Source organism: Streptomyces catenulae (genome assembly GCF_000718015.1).
GTDB classification, from domain to species: Bacteria; Actinomycetota; Actinomycetes; order Streptomycetales; family Streptomycetaceae; genus Streptomyces; species Streptomyces catenulae.
In genome coordinates, this window is sequence record NZ_JODY01000001.1 from 200,748 (window position 1) to 218,678 (window position 17,931).

At 73.8% G+C, this 17,931-nt stretch carries 13 protein-coding genes; 11 read left to right on the forward strand and 2 right to left on the reverse strand.

Annotated features, from left to right (window positions below):
* The first annotated feature begins 22 nt into the window (after positions 1-22).
* The 5 genes from IF23_RS0100890 (at position 23) to IF23_RS0100910 (ending at position 6,497) form a co-directional block, all read left to right on the forward strand.
* Positions 23-1,486: a GuaB1 family IMP dehydrogenase-related protein gene (locus IF23_RS0100890; RefSeq protein WP_030278630.1), complete on the forward strand. Its 1,464-nt coding sequence runs from the start codon at positions 23-25 to the stop codon at positions 1,484-1,486.
* 344 nt (positions 1,487-1,830) lie between these two features.
* Complete coding sequence (locus IF23_RS0100895; RefSeq protein ID WP_030278631.1) at positions 1,831-3,297, forward strand: amino acid permease; 1,467 nt, start codon at positions 1,831-1,833, stop codon at positions 3,295-3,297.
* A gap of 10 nt (positions 3,298-3,307) precedes the next feature.
* A complete protein-coding gene (locus IF23_RS0100900) occupies positions 3,308-3,763 on the forward strand; it encodes an Lrp/AsnC family transcriptional regulator (protein ID WP_030278633.1) in 456 nt (151 codons plus the stop codon).
* A 179-nt stretch (positions 3,764-3,942) separates the two neighbouring features.
* Entirely contained in the window at positions 3,943-4,746 is an 804-nt protein-coding gene (locus tag IF23_RS0100905) for a carbon-nitrogen hydrolase family protein (protein ID WP_030278636.1), read from the forward strand.
* 59 nt (positions 4,747-4,805) lie between these two features.
* A complete protein-coding gene (locus IF23_RS0100910) occupies positions 4,806-6,497 on the forward strand; it encodes a flavin monoamine oxidase family protein (RefSeq protein ID WP_030278638.1) in 1,692 nt (563 codons plus the stop codon).
* A 118-nt stretch (positions 6,498-6,615) separates the two neighbouring features.
* On the opposite strand, the gene IF23_RS0100915 is transcribed toward IF23_RS0100910, so the two are convergent.
* Complete coding sequence (locus IF23_RS0100915) at positions 6,616-7,332, reverse strand: DUF5995 family protein (protein WP_051739055.1); 717 nt, start codon at positions 7,330-7,332, stop codon at positions 6,616-6,618.
* 195 nt (positions 7,333-7,527) lie between these two features.
* Between IF23_RS0100915 and IF23_RS0100920 the strand changes: the two genes are divergently transcribed.
* From IF23_RS0100920 to IF23_RS30810, 6 genes are all read left to right on the forward strand, one after another.
* A complete protein-coding gene (locus IF23_RS0100920; protein WP_030278642.1) occupies positions 7,528-7,983 on the forward strand; it encodes a phospholipase in 456 nt (151 codons plus the stop codon).
* A 163-nt stretch (positions 7,984-8,146) separates the two neighbouring features.
* A complete protein-coding gene (locus tag IF23_RS0100925; RefSeq protein ID WP_030278643.1) occupies positions 8,147-9,535 on the forward strand; it encodes a uracil-xanthine permease family protein in 1,389 nt (462 codons plus the stop codon).
* A 299-nt stretch (positions 9,536-9,834) separates the two neighbouring features.
* Positions 9,835-13,932: a Pls/PosA family non-ribosomal peptide synthetase gene (locus tag IF23_RS0100930; protein ID WP_078653706.1), complete on the forward strand. Its 4,098-nt coding sequence runs from the start codon at positions 9,835-9,837 to the stop codon at positions 13,930-13,932.
* Positions 13,929-15,338, forward strand: a complete 1,410-nt coding sequence (locus IF23_RS0100935; RefSeq protein ID WP_051739057.1) for an aspartate aminotransferase family protein — start codon at positions 13,929-13,931, stop codon at positions 15,336-15,338. Before IF23_RS0100930 ends, IF23_RS0100935 begins: the two co-directional genes overlap by 4 nt.
* 21 nt (positions 15,339-15,359) lie before the next feature.
* On the forward strand, positions 15,360-16,280 hold the full coding sequence (locus IF23_RS0100940; protein WP_051739059.1) for an aspartate kinase: 921 nt from the start codon (positions 15,360-15,362) through the stop codon (positions 16,278-16,280).
* Positions 16,277-17,032: a 4'-phosphopantetheinyl transferase family protein gene (locus IF23_RS30810; RefSeq protein ID WP_051739062.1), complete on the forward strand. Its 756-nt coding sequence runs from the start codon at positions 16,277-16,279 to the stop codon at positions 17,030-17,032. Before IF23_RS0100940 ends, IF23_RS30810 begins: the two co-directional genes overlap by 4 nt.
* On the opposite strand, the gene IF23_RS0100950 is transcribed toward IF23_RS30810, so the two are convergent.
* Positions 16,998-17,903 (reverse strand): serine hydrolase, encoded by a 906-nt coding sequence (locus IF23_RS0100950; RefSeq protein WP_037677028.1) that lies wholly within the window; start codon positions 17,901-17,903, stop codon positions 16,998-17,000. The two genes, IF23_RS30810 and IF23_RS0100950, sit on opposite strands and share 35 nt — an antisense overlap.
* Between the last annotated feature and the right edge of the window lie 28 nt (positions 17,904-17,931).

Consider the following 17,931-nt stretch of genomic DNA (forward strand, 5'->3'; position numbering starts at 1 on the left):
GGTGGCCCGTATCCTGGCGGGTATGCGATTCCTGAACCCGAAGAACGGCGCCCTCGAAGAGTGTTCTTCGGTGCCGTACGACCTGACGTACGACGATGTGTTCATGGTGCCCGGCCGCTCGGCCGTGGGCTCCCGGCAGGGCGTGGATCTCTCCTCGCCGGACGGCAGCGGCACCACGATCCCGCTGGTCGTCGCCAACATGACCGCCATCGCCGGCCGCCGGATGGCCGAGACCGTGGCCCGCCGCGGCGGGCTCGTCGTCATCCCGCAGGACATCCCGATCGAGGTCGTCACCGACGTCGTCACCTGGATAAAGCGCCGCCACCTCGTGCTGGACACCCCCATCGTGCTGTCGCCCGTCGCGACCGTCGCCGATGCGCTGGCGCTGCTGCCCAAGCGGGCGCACGGTGCGGGCATCGTCGTCGAGGGCGGTCGCCCGCTCGGTGTGGTCACCGAACACGACCTCGCCGGGGTCGACCGCTTCACGCAGGTCTCCGAGGTCATGTCCAAGGACCTGCTGGTCCTGGACGCCGACATCGACCCGCGCGAGGCGTTCAACCGCCTGGACGCCGCCAACCGCAAGCTGGCACCCGCGGTCGACGAGGACGGCATGCTGGTCGGCATCCTCACCCGCAAGGGCGCGCTCCGCGCCACCCTCTACACGCCCGCCACCGACGCCGGGGGCAAGCTGCGGATCGCCGCCGCCGTCGGCATCAACGGCGATGTGGCCGGTAAGGCGAAGGCGCTGCTCGACGCCGGGGTGGACACCCTCGTCGTGGACACCGCGCACGGCCACCAGGAGTCCATGATCAGCGCGGTCCGGGCCGTCCGGGCGCTCGACCCGCAGGTCCCGATCGTGGCGGGCAACATCGTCGCCGCCGCGGGCGTCCGCGATCTGATCGAGGCGGGGGCGGACATCATCAAGGTCGGTGTCGGTCCGGGCGCGATGTGCACCACCCGGATGATGACCGGCGTGGGCCGCCCGCAGTTCTCCGCGGTCCTGGAGTGCGCCGCCGAGGCGAAGAAGTACGGCAAGCACGTCTGGGCCGACGGCGGCGTCCGCCACCCCCGTGACGTGGCGATGGCGCTGGCCGCCGGTGCCTCCAACGTCATGATCGGCTCGTGGTTCGCCGGGACGCTGGAGTCGCCCGGCGACCTCCAGCACACCGCCGACGGCCGTCCGTACAAGGAGAGCTTCGGCATGGCCTCGGCCCGTGCGGTGCGCAACCGCACCAGCGAGGAGTCGTCGTACGACCGGGCCCGCAAGGCGCTCTTCGAGGAGGGCATCTCCACCTCGCGGATGTTCGTCGACCCGGCGCGTCCCGGTGTCGAGGACCTGATCGACTCGATCATCGCGGGGGTCCGCAGCTCCTGCACCTACGCGGGCGCCGCCTCGCTCGCCGAGTTCGCCGAGAAGGCCGTGGTCGGGGTGCAGAGCGCCGCCGGTTACGCCGAGGGCAAGCCGCTCCACGACAGCTGGAGCTGACACCCGCACCACCCGCAGGGGCCCGCGCCGAAACGCTTCGGTGCGCGGCCCCTGCGGCGTTTTCGCAGCTCGTGCCGGTGCGGGGCGCCCGTACGATCGGGTGGTGGGCGCGCAACGAACGACCGGTGCCCGGCGCGGTGCGCAACGTTCCGCCGCGGTTGCGCAAGGAACCTGCATTACGGCAGGTCAGGAGCGGGCCGTAAGGTCATGCGCTGTACGTGGAGTGGCGGGGACCGTCAGCTCGGCGGTCTCCTGCTGCGGGTGCGTTCCGCCTGCCCGCACGCCGACCGCCGCCGGTCGCCGTCGCCCGTTCCCCGACCGGCAGCGATGAAGGAGCCACCCCAGTGTTGGAGCACGGCGCGTCCCCCGGGGGCAGCGATCCCCGGCCCCCGTCCGCAGGTGGCCTCGGCACCCGGCTGATGCGGCGCAAGCCCGTCGAACGGCTCGTCGCCGAGGGCGGGCAGGGCGAGGGCGGCTCGCTGCGCCGCTCGATGGGCATGTGGCAGCTGACGATGATCAGCATCGGCGCCACCCTCGGCACCGGCATCTTCGTCGTCCTCGGCGAGGCGGTGCCCGACGCCGGACCGGCGGTGATCCTCTCCTTCGTCATCGCGGGCATCACGGCCCTCTTCTCGGCCCTCTCCTACGCGGAGCTGGCCGGTACCATCCCGGTCTCCGGCTCCTCGTACTCCTACGCCTACGCCACCCTCGGCGAGCTGGTCGCCTGGGTCTGCGGCTGGTGTCTGATCCTGGAGTACGGCGTCTCCGTCGCGGCGGTCGCGGTCGGCTGGGGGCAGTACCTCAACGAACTGCTCTCCGGGACGATCGGCGTCACCATCCCCGCCGCGCTCTCCCAGCCGCCCGGCAGCGGCGGGATCTTCAACCTCCCGGCGTTGCTGGTCGTGATGCTCGCCATGGTCTTCCTGCTGGGCGGCGCCAAGGAGAGCGCCCGGGCCAACACGATCATGGTCTCCGTCAAGATCGTCGCGCTGCTGCTCTTCTGCGGCGTGGCGCTCCAGGGCGTGAAGTCCGGCAACTACGCGAACTTCATGCCGATGGGCATGGCGGGCGTCAGCGCCGCCGGGGCCACCCTCTTCTTCTCCTACATCGGCTTCGACGCCGCCTCCACCGCGGGCGAGGAGGCCCGCAACCCGCAGCGCGACCTGCCGCGCGCGATCATGCTGTCGCTGCTCATCGTCACCACGCTGTACTGCCTGGTCGCCGCGGTCGCGGTGGGCGCGCTGCCCTGGCAGCGGTTCAAGGGGTCGGAGGCGGCGCTCGCCGGGATCCTCAAGGAGGTCACCGGCCAGGACATCTGGGCCGTGCTGCTCGCCGCCGGTGCCGTCGTCGCCATCGCCAGCGTCGTGCTGACCGTGCTCTACGGCCAGACCCGCATCCTCTTCGCGATGTCCCGCGACGGGCTGGTGCCCCGGGTCTTCTCCAAGGTGCACCCCAGGTCCGGGGCGCCGCGCGCCAACACCGTCATCGTCTCGCTCTTCTGCGGGGTGCTGGCCGCCGCCGTCCCGCTCGGTCAGCTCGCCGACGCCACCAGCATCGGCACGCTCTTCGCCTTCGCCCTGGTCAATGTCGCGGTGATCGTGCTGCGCCGGACCCGCCCCGAGATGCACCGCACCTTCCGCACCCCGCTGGCACCGCTCTTCCCGGCGATCGGCTTCGTGCTCTGCGTCTACATGATGGGCAGCCTCTCCCCGGTGACCTGGGCGGTCTTCGGAATCTGGATGGCCGTCGGCCTTGTGGTCTACTTCGGGTACGGCATGCGCCGCTCCCGGCTGGCCCCGTCAGAGAAGTGATCCACCCGCAGTGCGACTGAACGACCTCGACGAACGCATCGTCCACGCCCTCGCCGAGGACGCCCGGCGCAGCTACGCCGACATCGGCCAGGAGGTCGGGCTCTCCGCCCCGGCCGTCAAACGCCGGGTGGACCGGCTGCGCGCCGAGGGGGCCATCACCGGCTTCACGGTGCGGGTCGACCCGGCGGCGCTGGGCTGGGAGACCGAGGGCTACATCGAGCTGTACTGCAGCCGCAACACCTCGCCCGAGGCGATCCACCGCGGTCTGTCGCGCTACCCGGAAGTGGCGTCCGCCTCCACCGTCACCGGTGAGGCGGACGCCCTCGTCCAGGTCTTCGCCGCCGACATGCGCCACTTCGAACGGGTCCTGGAACGTATCGCGGGCGAACCGTTCGTGGAGCGCACCAAGTCCGTCCTGGTCCTCTCCCCGCTGCTGCGCCGCTTCAGCTCCGGCTCGCCGGGCTGAGGACGGACGGGCCGGGCGGCGGCCCGCGCCCCGGAAACCGCCCCCGCAACGAATCGCCGCACCGTCCCCGATACGCGCAACAAATCGCTCATCGGGACGCAACGGAGGCGCCTTGTCGCAGGTCAGCGCCGGACCGTACGGTCATTGCGTCCACCGCGAACCGTCCGCCGAGGGGTCCCATGTCGTCGCTGCGCACCGCCCTGTTCCAGAGTTCGGGCAGGCCCGGCGACCCGGCGCACAACCTGGCGCTCCTGGCGTCGGCGGCCGGTGAAGCGGCCGCCGCCGGTGCCGGACTGCTGGTCACCTCCGAGCTGTTCCTCACCGGCTACGCCATCGGCGACGACCTCCACCGCCTCGCCGAGACCGCCCACGGGCCCGCCGCCCGCCGGGTCTCCGAGATCGCCGCGGAACACCGCATCGCGATCGCCCACGGCTACCCGGAGCGCGCCCCCGAGGGCCCCGAGGTGTACAACTCCGTGCAGCTCACCGGCCCCGACGGCGCCCGGCTCGCCACGTACCGCAAGACCCACCTCTTCGGCGACTTCGAGCACGCGCACTTCACGCCGGGCGCCGAACCGGTTGTCCAGGCGGAGCTGGACGGTCTCCGGATCGGCCTGCTGATCTGCTACGACGTGGAGTTCCCGGAGAACGTCCGGGCCCATGCGCTGGCCGGTACCGATCTGCTGCTGGTGCCCACCGCCCAGATGCACCCCTTCCAGTTCGTCGCCGAATCGGTCGTCCCGGTGCGCGCCTTCGAGAGTCAGCTCTACGTCGCGTACGTCAACCGCACCGGCCCCGAGGGCGCGTTCGAGTTCGTCGGGCTGAGCTGTCTGGCCGGGCCCGACGGCATCGTCCGCACCCGCGCCGGACGCGGTGAACAGCTGGTCACCGCCGAGGTGGACGCCGCCTTCCTGCGGGCGTCGCGGGAGGCCAACCCCTACCTCGCCGACCGGCGCCCGGGGCTCTACGGCGCCCTCGGCTGACGCCCGCGCCCGCCCCCCCCGCACCACCCGTATTCCCCCCTTGCAAGGAGCCGTACCCGATGACGTCCACGGTGCCCACCGCCGCCCACCACGCGGACGCCCAGCCGCCGATCACCATGTTCGGCCCGGACTTCCCGTACGCGTACGACGACTTCCTCGCGCATCCGGCGGGTCTCGGCCAGGTCCCGGCGACCGAGCACGGCAAGGAGGTCGCGGTCATCGGCGGCGGTCTCTCCGGCATCGTCACCGCCTACGAGCTGATGAAGATGGGCCTGAGGCCCGTCGTCTACGAGGCGGACGAGATCGGCGGGCGGCTGCGGACCGTCGGCTTCGAGGGCTGCGACCCCTCGCTGACCGCCGAGATGGGCGCGATGCGGTTCCCGCCGTCGTCCACCGCGCTCCAGCACTACATCGACCTGGTGGGCCTGACCACCCGGCCGTTCCCCAACCCGCTGGCGCCGGACACCCCCTCCACCGTCGTCGACCTCAAGGGCGAGTCGCACTACGCGCGCACCGTCGAGGAGCTGCCCGAGGTCTACCACCAGGTCATGGACGCCTGGAACGCCTGCCTGGAGGAGGGCGCGGACTTCTCCGACATGAACCGCGCCATCCGGGAGCGGGACGTGCCCCGCATCCGGGAGATCTGGTCCCGCCTCGTCGAGAAGCTCGACAACCAGACCTTCTACGGCTACCTCTGCGACTCCGCGGCGTTCCGGTCCTTCCGCCACCGGGAGATCTTCGGCCAGGTCGGCTTCGGCACCGGCGGCTGGGACACCGACTTCCCCAACTCCATCCTGGAGATCCTCCGCGTCGTCTACACCGAGGCGGACGACCACCACCGCGGCATCGTCGGCGGCAGCCAGCAACTCCCGCTGCGGCTGTGGGAGCGCGAGCCCGGCAAGATCCTCCACTGGGCACCGGGCACCTCGCTCGCCTCGCTGCACGGCGGCGCGCCCCGCCCGGCCGTGACCCGGCTGCACCGCACCGCCGGGAACCGCATCACCGTCACCGACGCCACCGGCGACATCCGCACCTACGAGGCGGCGGTCTTCACCGCGCAGTCCTGGATGCTGCTGTCGAAGATCGACTGCGATGACGCGCTGCTCCCCATCGACCACTGGACGGCGGTGGAGCGCACCCACTACATGGAGTCGTCCAAGCTCTTCGTCCCGGTGGACCGGCCGTTCTGGCTGGACACGGACGAGGAGACGGGCCGGGACGTCATGTCGATGACGCTCACCGACCGGATGACCCGCGGCACCTACCTCCTCGACAACGGTCCGGACGCGCCCGCCGTCATCTGCCTCTCGTACACCTGGTGCGACGACAGCCTGAAGTGGCTGCCGCTCGATGCCAACGAGCGGATGGAGGTCATGCTGAAGTCGCTGGCCGAGATCTATCCGAAGGTCGACATCCGCAAGCACATCATCGGCAACCCGGTCACCGTCTCCTGGGAGAACGAGCCCTACTTCATGGGCGCGTTCAAGGCCAACCTGCCCGGCCACTACCGCTACCAGCGACGCCTGTTCACCCACTTCATGCAGGACCGCCTGCCCGAGGACAAGCGCGGGCTCTTCCTCGCCGGGGACGACATCTCCTGGACGGCGGGCTGGGCCGAGGGCGCCGTCCAGACCGCGCTGAACGCGGTGTGGGGCGTCATGCACCACTTCGGCGGCGCCACCGACGCCACCAACCCCGGTCCCGGCGACCTCTACGACACGATCGCGCCGGTGGAACTCCCGGAGGACTGACCCCCCGCCCGCCACCGGTGCCGCCGGGAAACTGTCAGGAACCCGTCCTGAACGATTCCCGGTGACCCCCGATCCGCCCCGCCCGGACCGTCTGCCCAGCGGTCCGGGCGGTGGTGTGTCAGCCCAGCGGCGTCAGCAGACAGCGGCCCACCAGCCCGGTGCCCGCGTCCAGCCGCTCGGCGCACTCCCGCGCCAGCTCCGGCGCCCGCCGCGCACCCCACAGCAGCCGCGCCGCGGCCCAGGCGCCCTCCCGGGCCCGCTCCAGACTCCACGCCCCGGCCAGATGCGCCAGCGGATCGGTGACGTCCAGCGTGTCGGGGCCGGGCGCGAGGCTTTCGCGGAACTGCTCCTCCAGCCCGGCGAGCCCCGCGCCCAGCCGGTCGAAGTCGCCCTCCAGCCGGGCCGGTTCACAGCCCAGCGCCCGGCAGGCGTCCACCACCGCCAGCACGAGATCGTGCCCGACCTGCGCGTTCAGCCCGGCCAGCGCGAACTGCAGCGGACGGATGCCCGGGTGGTGGCGCAGCTGGAAGAGCGGCCGCCAGCAGGCCGGGACCGGCAGCCCGGCGTCCGCCGCCTCCACCGCCGCCGCCAGCCGCCGGGCCAGCCGCAGCTCCAGCTCGCCCGCGCCCGCCGCCCCCGGGAAGAGCCCGCCGTCCGCGCCGTCCGCCCCGTCCGTCCGCCGCGCCGCCGTCAGGCAGGCGCGGGTGAAGACGGCCACGCCGTCGCCGTCCGGCAGCGCCCGTACCGACGCCCGCAGCCGCGCCCGGACGGTCGCCGGACCGCGGGGCGTCCGCGCGGACGGGAGGGCCGCGGTGCGGTGCTGAGTGGTCGTCATCGGCTCAGCGTGGCACCGTCCGGGGGAACTATGCGCGATGCTGTGTGGCTTTGACCGGAACGGGGTAATTACCGGCGCGCCCTCTTGTGACCGCGGCCACCGTGGCGGGGAGGGCAACGGCCCTTGAGAACCGCATACTTCCGGCGCCCGCGACCGCACCGCGGGTCAACGCGGCGCCGGACCCCGGAGGTTGGCATGTTCCGACGGCGCACCGCCGCCCTGACCGCCCCGCTTCTGGCCCTGGCCGCGACGCTGGTCGCGGCGGCCCCCGCACAGGCCGTACCGGCCGACAAACCGCAGATCCTCACGCGCTGGACGCAGACCGCCCCGGCGAGCTACACCCAGTGGGCCGACGCCCGCGCGCACCGGGCGAAGTGGTCCGCGTACGGCTTCGACTGGTCCACCGACTACTGCTCGCACTCGCCCGACAACCCCTTCGGCTTCCCCTTCCGGATGTCCTGCGCCCACCACGACTTCGGCTACCGCAACTACAAGGCGGCCGGCACCTTCGCCGCGAACAAGCCCCGGCTCGACTCGATGTTCCACGCCGACCTCCGCCGCGCCTGCACGCGCTACCGGGGCACCAAGAAGAAGTCCTGCGACGCGCTGGCGTGGACGTACTACGAGGCCGTGAAGCGGTTCGGGCACTGATCCGCCACGGGCGGTCCGGGAGCGCCCGGGCCGCCCGCCGTGCGCGGTACCACCCGGTGGGCGTCCGGACACATTCCGCGTTCAGTTTGTCCAGAAGCGATCGTTCGACTATGAATCACCTCGGCTCTGTGACGTGCAGGGCGTCGCAGAGTGGAGAGTGATCATGGCTGGTTTCGGGTGGAAGCTGCACGGAGACGGGCGTCACCTGGAGCCGGGGGAGGTGGTCAAACCCGGGGAACGCCTCACCTGGGGGCGGACGATCGGGCTCGGCGCCCAGCATGTGGTGTCGATGATCGGGGCGTGCTTCGTCGCGCCGGTGCTGATGGGCCTGGATCCGGGGCTCGCGCTGATGGCGTCCGGCGTCGCCACCATGCTCTTCATGCTCATGACCCGCGGCCGGATCCCCAGCTACCTCGGCTCCTCCCTCTCCTTCGTCGGCGTCTCCGCGGTCATCGCGGGTCAGGGCGGTGACGCGGGCACCCTCACCGGCGCGATGCTGGTGGTCGGCGCCTGCCTGGCCGGGTGCGGTATCGCCATCCACATCCTCGGCGCCCGTGTGATCCACGCGGTGCTGCCGCCGCCGGTGACCGGCGCGGTCGTCATGCTCATCGGCTTCAACCTCGCGCCCGTCACCGCGCAGACGTACTGGCCGCAGGACCAGTGGACGGCGCTCGCCACGATGCTCTTCACCGGTCTCGCGCTGGTGGCGCTCCGCGGGTTCTGGTCGCGGATCGCGATCTTCCTCGGGCTGCTCTTCGGCTATGTCCTCTCCTGGGTCCTGGACCGCACCGCCGGACAGATCCACTCCGCCGACGGCTCCGGCAAGGTCACCGACCACTTCCGGATCGACTTCTCCGGCGTCGCCCACGCCGACTGGATCGGCCTGCCCACCTTCCACGGCCCGAACTTCTCCGCCTCCGCGATCCTCGTCGCGCTCCCCGTCCTGGTGGCGCTGGTCGCCGAGAACGCCGGGCACGTCAAGGCGGTCGGGGAGATGACCGGCGACCCGCTGGACGACAAGATGGGCATGGCGATCGTCGCCGACGGCACCGCCACCGTCCTGTCCACCGCGGTCGGCGGCCCGGCCACCACCACCTACGCGGAGAACATCGGCGTGATGGCCGCGACCCGCGTCTACTCCACCGCCGCGTACACGGCTGCCGCGGTCTTCGCCCTGCTCTTCGGCCTCTGCCCGAAGTTCGGCGCGGTGGTCGCCGCGATCCCCGGCGGCGTCCTCGGCGGTATCACCGTCATCCTCTACGGCATGATCGGCCTGCTCGGCGCGCAGATCTGGATCCGTAACAAGGTGGACTTCACCGTCCCGCTGAACCTCATCCCGGCGGCGGCGGGCATCGTCATCGCCATCGGCGGCGTCTCCCTGAAGATCAGCGACAACTTCGAGCTGGGCGGCATCGCCTTGGGCACGCTCATCGTCCTCACCGGCTACCACAGCCTGCGCTGGCTCTCCCGCGCCGCCGGTCAGCGCGGTGCGCCGCTCCTCGACGCGGGGACCACGGGGTACGACGACGGGACCACGGGCAAGGACGACTGACGGCGCCGACCCCGACGGGAAGGGCGGGGCGGGCCCGGGCGTGCTGCCCGGCGCCCGCCCCGCCCTCTCCTTTTCCCGCCCTTTTCCGGGCCCACGGCCGCCCGCCCGCGCCGCGTCCCGCCGCCCGCCCGTCCGGACGTTTACGCCGCCCTAACCGGCGCCGCACCAGCCCCTGGCCTGCCCCTCCGTAGCCTGGGCAGCGTCAAGGGATTCCGGACCGGATCCGGTGCCCGGGCCCGGTCGGCGGGCCGACGGGCGGCGGTCCGGCATCCGCAGCCGCCGCGCAGAAGAGGGAACCCATGTCGGTGTCCACCGCGCACCCCACCACCACCGCGACGGGCACCCCGCACGGCACCGAGGGACCCACACCGCCCTACCCCGGCGGCGGCGGACCGGACGGCTTCTTCACCCGCTCCTGCGACCGCAACCCCTCCCACCCCGCCGTCGAGTGCGGCGCCGAGACCCTCACCTACGCGGAGCTGGACCGGCGCGCCAACCGCCTCGCCCACCTGCTGCGCAGCCGCGGCGCCGGACCCGGTCGCCGCGTCGGCATCCTGCTGGAGCGCTCCCCGGACACCTACGTCACCCTGCTCGCCGTCCTCAAGAGCGGCGCCTCCTACGTCCCGCTCGACGTGTCGTTCCCCGCCGACCGGCTCGCCTTCATCGCCGCCGACTGCGGACTGCACGACCTGGTCACCACCGCCTCGCTCGACGACCGCACCCGCGAGCTGCCCTGCCGGGTGCTGGCACTGGACCGTGCCACCGACGCCCTCGCCCGCGCCCCGGAGACCCGCCCCGAGGACACCGGGGACCCCTCCGGCGAGTGCTACGTCATCTACACCTCCGGCACCACCGGCCGCCCCAAGGGCGTCGCCGTCTCCCGGGCGAACATCGTCGCCTTCCTGCGCGCCGCCGCCCCGCTCTACGGCGTCACCGACCACGACCGCGTCCACCAGGGACTCTCCCTCGCCTTCGACTTCGCGCTGGAGGAGATCTGGCCCGCCTGGATGGCGGGCGCCACCCTGGTCGCCGGGCCGGACGAGGCCCGCCGCGCCGGACCGGAACTCACCGCCTTCCTCACCGAACGCGCCATCACCGTGCTCTGCTGCGTCCCCACGCTGCTCACCACCCTCGACCCGGACCTCCCGGCGCTGCGCACCCTCCTCGTCAGCGGGGAGGCGTGTCCGCCCGGACTCGTCCGCAGCTGGTCACGGCCCGGCCGCCGGATCCTCAACGCGTACGGCCCCACCGAGACGACGGTGACCGCCACCTGCGCCGAACTCACCCCGGACCGGCCGGTCACCATCGGCACCCCGCTGCCCGGCTACCTCGTCTACCTCCTCGACGAGGAGCTGCGGCCCGTCGCCCGCGGTGAGAGCGGCGAGATCTGCATCGGCGGGCCGGGCGTCGCCCTCGGCTACGTCCGCCGCGCCGACCTCACCGAGGACCGCTTCCGCCCCAACCCGGTGACCCGCGACCGCACCACGGCGCCCCGCATCTACCGCACCGGCGACCGTGGCCGCTACGCCCCCTCCGGGGAGATCGAGTACCTCGGCCGGATCGACAACCAGGTCAAGATCCGCGGCTACCGCATCGAACTCGGCGAGATCGAGGAGGTGCTGCGGGAGGACGCCGCCGTCGAGAACGCCGTCGTCGTCCCGCGCGCCCGCGACGGCACCGCCCAGGACCTGACCGGCTACGTCACCCGCAGGCCGCCGGTGGCCGCCGAGGACGACGACACCCTGCGCGAGCGGCTGCACACGGCGCTCCGCCGCAAGCTGCCCGGCTACATGATCCCGACCTTCGTCGAGGTGCTGGCCGCGTTCCCGCTGCTCACCGCCGACAAGGTGGACCGCGCCGCCCTCCCGCCGCCGACCTCCCCGCCGCTGGGCCGCCGCGCCCGGCCGCCCACCGCGCCCCGCACCCCGCTGGAGCGCCGGATGGCCGCACTGTGGCAGGACGTCCTGGGCGGCGGCCCGGTCTCCACCGACGACGACTTCTTCACCGACCTGGGCGGCCACTCCATGACCGCCGCCCGGCTGATCTCCCGGCTGCGGTGCGACACGGACCTGCGCCACCTCGCCATGGGCGACCTCTACGCCCACCCCACCGTCCAAGACCTCGCCGCGTACGCCACCGCGACGGCCACCGCGCCCGAGGAGGAGCCCGCGGCGACCGGCGCCCCGCCGCCCGCCCCGCTGCGCCACTCCACCCTCCGGGTGCTGGCCTGCGGCGTCGCCCAGGTGGCCGGGCTCTACCTCTGGCTGCTGCTGCCCGCGCTCGCCGCGCTCGTCGCGCTGTACCGGCTCGGCGAGATCTGGCACCTGCCGGTCCACGCGCCGCCGGCGGGCAGCGCGCTGGCCACCGTCGCCGGGCTGCCGCTGGCCGCGCTGATCCCGATGGAGGCGGGGTGGCTGGTCCTGAGCCTGCTGGTGGTGCCGATGGTCCTCAGCAGAGTGCTGACGGCAGGCGTCCGGCCGGGCCGTTATCCGCTGTGGGGCGTGGTCTACCTGCGGTTCTGGCTGGCCCACAAGCTGCTCGTGGTCTCGCCGCTGGTCCTGCTGTCCGGCTCGCCGCTGCTGCCGCCGCTGCTGCGGCTGCTCGGCGCGCGCATCGGCCGCCACTGCCATCTGACGACGGTCGTCGCCCCGCCGTCCCTGGTGACGATCGGCGCGGGCACCACCCTCGGCTACGGCACCCGCGTCGAGGTGCACACCGTCGAGGGCGGCTGGCTGCGGCTCGCCCCCGTCCGGATCGGCGCGGGCTGCGGCGTCGGCACCAACAGTGTGGTGCTGCCCGGCGCGGTCCTCGGCGACGGCGCCACGGTGGGGGAGCAGTCCCTCGTCCCCGAGGACACCGAGATCCCGGCGGGGGAGCACTGGGCGGGCTCCCCGGCCACCCGGCAGGCCGCACCGCCGCCCCTCGTCGCGGACCTCGGCGCCCGCCCGGACGACCGCCGCTGGCCGCTCCCGGTGGTGGCCGGGTTCGCGCTCGGCGCGGTGTTCCTGCTGCTCCTGCCGCTGCTGATCATCGAGTGCGGGGCCTGGCTCGCCATCGCCACCGCCCACAGCGACGGCGTCGTCTGGGGCTGCCTCGCCGCCGTCGGCGCCGCCCCGCTGATGGTCCTCACCAGCTGCGCCGCCGTCCTCGCCGTCAAACGCGCCGTGATGCCCGTCGCCCGCCCCGGCATCCACCCCGAGCGCAGCGCCTTCGGGCTCCGCAAATGGCTGGGCGACGGCATGATGACGATGAGCCTGACCTTCACCCAGGCGCTCTACTCCACCCTCTACGTGATCCCGTTCCTGCGCGGACTCGGGGCCCGCACCGGGCACCGGGCGGAGGTCGCCACCGTCACCTTCGTCGACCCCGACATGCTCCGCGTCGGCCCGGAGAGCTTCCTCGCCGACGTCAGCGTGGTGGGCCCGGCCGTCTTCCACCACGGGCACCTCGCGCTGGCGCCCGCCCGCGTCGGCCGCCGCAGCTTCGTCGGCAACGGCGCCCTGCTGCCCGGCTCCGGCCGGATGGGCGACAACAGCCTCCTCGGCGTCCACTCCGTCGCCCCCGCCGAACCGATCGCCCCCGAGACGACCTGGCTCGGCTCGCCCGCCATCTTCCTGCCGCACCGCGAGGCCAGCCCCGGCTTCCCCGAGCGGCTGACCTACGCCCCGAGCCGGGGCCGGGTGCTCGCCCGCCTCGCCGTCGAGTACGTCCGGGTAACGCTGCCGCCCACCCTCGGCCTGCTCTCCCTCCTCGGCGCCTACTACGTCTCCCTCGCCCTCGCCGCGGCCCTCCCGCCGGTGGCGCTCTTCCTCGTCGTACCGCTGGTGCTGATGGCCACCGGGCTGGCCGGTGCGCTCGCCGCGGTCGCCGTGAAGTGGCTGGTCGTCGGCGGCTACCGGCCCCGCGTCGAACCGCTGTGGAGCATGTGGGTGCGCCGCACCGAACTCGTCACCGGTCTCTACGAGAACCTCGTGGTGCCGACCGTCATGAACTTCCTGCTCGGCACCCCCTGGGCGCCGCTGCTGCTGCGCCTCTTCGGCGCCCGGATGGGCCGCCGGGTGTGGCTGTCCACCACCTTCCTCACCGAGTTCGACCTGGTGGGCGTGGCGGACGACGCCGCCGTCGGCCAGTTCACCTCTCTGCAGACCCACCTCTTCGAGGACCGGGTGATGAAGATGTCGCACGTCACCGTCGAACGCGGCGCTTCCGTGGGCATCCGCTCCGTCGTCCTCTACGACTCCCGGGTCGCCGAAGGCGCGTCCCTGGACGCTCTGTCCCTGGTGATGAAGGGCGAGGAGCTGCCCGGGGCGACCCGGTGGCGGGGCATCCCGGCCACCCTCCGCCCCGCCGCCCGGCCCGCCGATCCGCCCCGCAACCCCCGTGGAGCACGTCCATGACCACGCTCACCACACCCCCGCTGATCACCTTCTCGCCGTCCGGCGCGGTGACCGGCCCGCACGTCGCCGGGGACCTGCCCGGCCCGCGCTCCGCCGAACTCCTCGCCCGCCAGGAACGCCGGGAGTCCGCGGCCCGCGTCTACCCGCGCCATCTGCCGATCGCCCTCGCCGACGGCGACGGCCCCTACGTCCGCGACGTCGACGGCAACGTCTTCATCGACTTCCTCGACGGCGCCGGGGTGCTCCCGCTCGGCCACAACCACCCCGAACTCCTGCACGCCGCCGCCCGCCAACTCGGCGTCCTCACCCACGGCCTGGACTTCCCCACCCCGGTCAAGGACGCCTTCACCCAGGCCCAGCTGTCCATGCTGGCGCCCGGGATGCGCCACCGTACGAAGCTCCACTTCTGCGGGCCGACCGGCGCCAACGCGGTCGAGGCGGCCGTCAAGCTCTGCAAGATCGCCACCGGCCGCTCCGACGTCGTCGCCTTCCAGGGCGCCTTCCACGGCACCACCTACGCCACGACGGCGCTCAGCGGCCCGGTCGGCCGGAAGGAAGCCGTCCAGGGCGGCATGCCCGGTGTCCACTTCTTCCCGTACTGCGGACCCGGCCGCTGCCCCGAGGGGCCCGGCCCCGACGGCTGCTCCCGGCGCTGCGCCGACCAGTTGGAGCGGGCCCTGACCGACCGGACCAGCGGCGTCCCGCTGCCCGCCGCCGTCCTGATCGAGCTGGTCCAGGGCGAGGGCGGCAGCGTCCCGGCGCGGCCCGCGTTCGTCCGCCGGGTGCGGGAGCTGACCCGCGCCCTGGGCATCCCGCTCATCGCCGACGAGGTGCAGACCGGCTGCGGCCGTACCGGCACCTGGTTCGCGTTCGAGCAGTACGGCATCGAACCCGACGTGATCGTGGCGTCCAAGGCGCTCAGCGGCGTCGGCCTGCCGGTCGCCCTGATCCTCTACGACGCGGCGCTGGACGTCTGGGAGCCGGGCGCGCACATCGGCACCTTCCGCGGCGACCAGCCGGCGTTCGCCGCGGGCGTGGAGACGGTCCGGATCATGCGCCGCGACGACGTCCTCGGCAACGTCCGGGCGCGCGGGCGGCAGTGCGCGGAGCTGCTGGCGCCGCTCGCCGACCACCCCTGGGTCCGCGACGTCCGCGGCAGTGGCCTGATCCGCGGCGTCGAACTCGCCGACCCGGCCGACGGCCGCCCCGCGACGGAAGCCGCGGCCGCCGTCCAGTCCCTCGCGCTGCGGCACGGTCTGATCGTCGAACTCGGCGGCCGTGACGACGCCGTCGTCCGGCTGCTGCCGCCGCTCAACGTCACCGCGGAGGTCGTGGACACGGCCTGTGCGATCCTCCGCGACGCCGTCACCGTCGCCTGCCGCCCCCGCCCGGGCGCGGCGTTCTGAACCGCCCCGGAAGGAGCCACCATGGCGCTCATCGTCCAGAAGTACGGCGGGACCTCGGTGGGGAGTCCGGAACGGATCCGCCGGGTCGCCGCCCGTGTCGTCGCGGCGCACCGCGCGGGCAACGACGTCGTCGTGGTGGTCTCCGCGATGGGCGCCACCACCGAGGAACTGCTCCACCTGGCGGGCGAGGTCAGCCCCGACCCCGTCCCCCGCGAACTCGACCTCGTCCTGACGGCGGGCGAACAGATCGCCAACGCGCTGACCGCGATGGCCGTCACCGCGCTCGGCGTCCCGGCCCGCTCGTTCACCGGACCGCAGGCCGGTGTCCTGACGACCACCGTCCACGGCGACGCCCGGATCGTCGCGGTCGAACCCCGCCGGATCCGGCTGGCGCTCGACCGCGGGGAGATCCCGTTCGTCGCCGGGTTCCAGGGCCGCTGCCGGGAGACCGGCGAGGTCACCACGTTGGGCCGGGGCGGCTCCGACACCACGGCCATCGCCCTCGCCGCGGCGCTGAAGGCCGACGTCTGCGAGATCTGCACCGACGTCGACGGCGTCTGCACCGCCGACCCCCGCACCGACCCGTCGGCCCGGCTGCTGCGCCATGTCACCTACGAGGCGATGCGGCGGCTGGCCGCCGACGGCGCCGAGGTGCTGGCGCTGCGCAGCGTGGAGTACGCGGCCCGGTACGGGGTGACCGTGCACGTCCGATCGTCCTTCCACGACCGGCCCGGCACGGTGATGTCCGCCTCGCCGGTCCCCGCCGCGACGGCGCCGTCCGGCCGGAAGGTGCCGCGGACCGTGGTCGGCCGGGCGTACGCCGGTCCGGCCGGGGGCGGCGCCGAGCCGCTGCCGGGCGTCCCGGCGGGCCCCGGCCGCCCGGCCCCGGCGCCCCGACCGCTGGCCCCCGCACACACCGGCGACCGGAAGGCGGCCGGATGAGCCGGACCCCGGCGGTCCGCACCGTCGGCCGCGACCCGCTCCCCGGCGGCGCACCGCCCCCGGGCGCCCCCGAGGTGTGGCTGCTGCCGGACGCCGCCGGGTATCTGCGCGCCCGCGGCCCGGACGTGGCCGCCGCGGTCCTCGCCGCCGACGAACGCCGCCGCGCCGCCGCCCTCCGCCCGGCCCCGGCCCGCACCCGCTACACCGCCGCCCATCTGCTCCTGCGCGAACTCCTCGGCGCCTACCTGGGCCGCGATCCGGCCGCGGTGACCTTCGTACGGGAGCGGTGTCCGCGCTGCGGCGCCCCGCACGGCAGACCGCTGGTGGCCGACGCCCCGCTGCACTTCTCGCTCTCCCGCGGCGGCGGGCCCGTCCTGCTCGCCTTCGGGGACGCGCCGGTGGGCGTCGACGCGGAGGCGGTGCCGTCCGCGTCCGGCGCCGAGGAGGTCGCCCGGCTGCTGCACCCGGGCGAGCGCGCGGAACTGGCCGCCCTGCCCGCCGCGGAGCGCCCCACGGCGTGCGCCCGCTGCTGGACCCGTAAGGAGGCGTACCTCAAGGGCGTCGGTACCGGCTTCGTCTCCGGGCCCGCCGAGGTGCGCGTGGGCGCGGGCCCGCGGCCGGTACGGAGCGGCCCGTGGCGGGTGGTGGATCTGCCGCTCGCGGCGCCCGGCGGCGCACCGGCGGCCGTCGCCGCCTGCGCGTACCGGGAGCGGGCGGTCAGCCGCTGGCGGCGTCCAGGTCGCGGTGGATGACGCGGGACGCCGCCTCGATGGTGGCGACGCCGTAGTCCATGGTCCGGTTGGCGCGGGAGAGGACGGCGAGACCGTAGTCGTGGCCGCCGCCGGTGAACGCGGCGACGCTGTGCACCCGCCACCCGTCGGTGGTCCGCGGCAGCCAGCCGTTCTTGACCTGGGAGGTGGCGTCGGCGGGATGCCCGGCGGGGGCGCCCCACCGCTGGTCGGGGGCGACGTGCCGCATCAGCCCGAGCGCGTACGCGCGGGCGCCCGGCCCGAGGACGTCGTTGTCGTGCGTCAGCAGCCGCATCAGGGTGAGCTGGTCGTCGGCGGTGATCTGGGTCAGCCCCCAGGCCGGACCGTCGCCCGGTTCGGTGTGCGCCATCTTGGCGAGGGTGAGGAAGTGCCGGATGCCGTCGGGTCCGACCTGCCGCCACAGTGCGTTGGTCGCGGCGTTGTCCGACTTGGTGATCATCGCGGTGGCCAGCCGTCCCTCCTCCGCGGTGAGCGGCCGGTGCGCCTCCTGGGCCTGCCGCAGCAGCGCCCCCAGCACGGTCACCTTCACCACGCTCGCCGAGTCGAAGGCGTCATCGGCCCGGAAGCGGCAGCTGGTCCGCGTGGACGCGTCGTAGAGGGCCAGCGCCTGGGTGTCCGCGCGCCCGCGGAACGCGTCCGCGATGTCCCGGGAGAGCGTCGGCGCGAGGCCGGGCGTCCCGGAGGTGCACACGACCCGCTCACCGCCCACGGCGGTCGAGCCGTGCCGTCCGCCGCCGGACGGGTAGACCCCGGTGACGGCGAGGGCGGGGGCGGCGGCGCCGAGCGCGGTGAGCAGTACGCCGGCCGTCACGGCGACGGCCCGGGCGCGACGGGAGGGACGGGAGCGGGGCATGGAGAAGTCCTGTTCGCTGAGGGCCGGG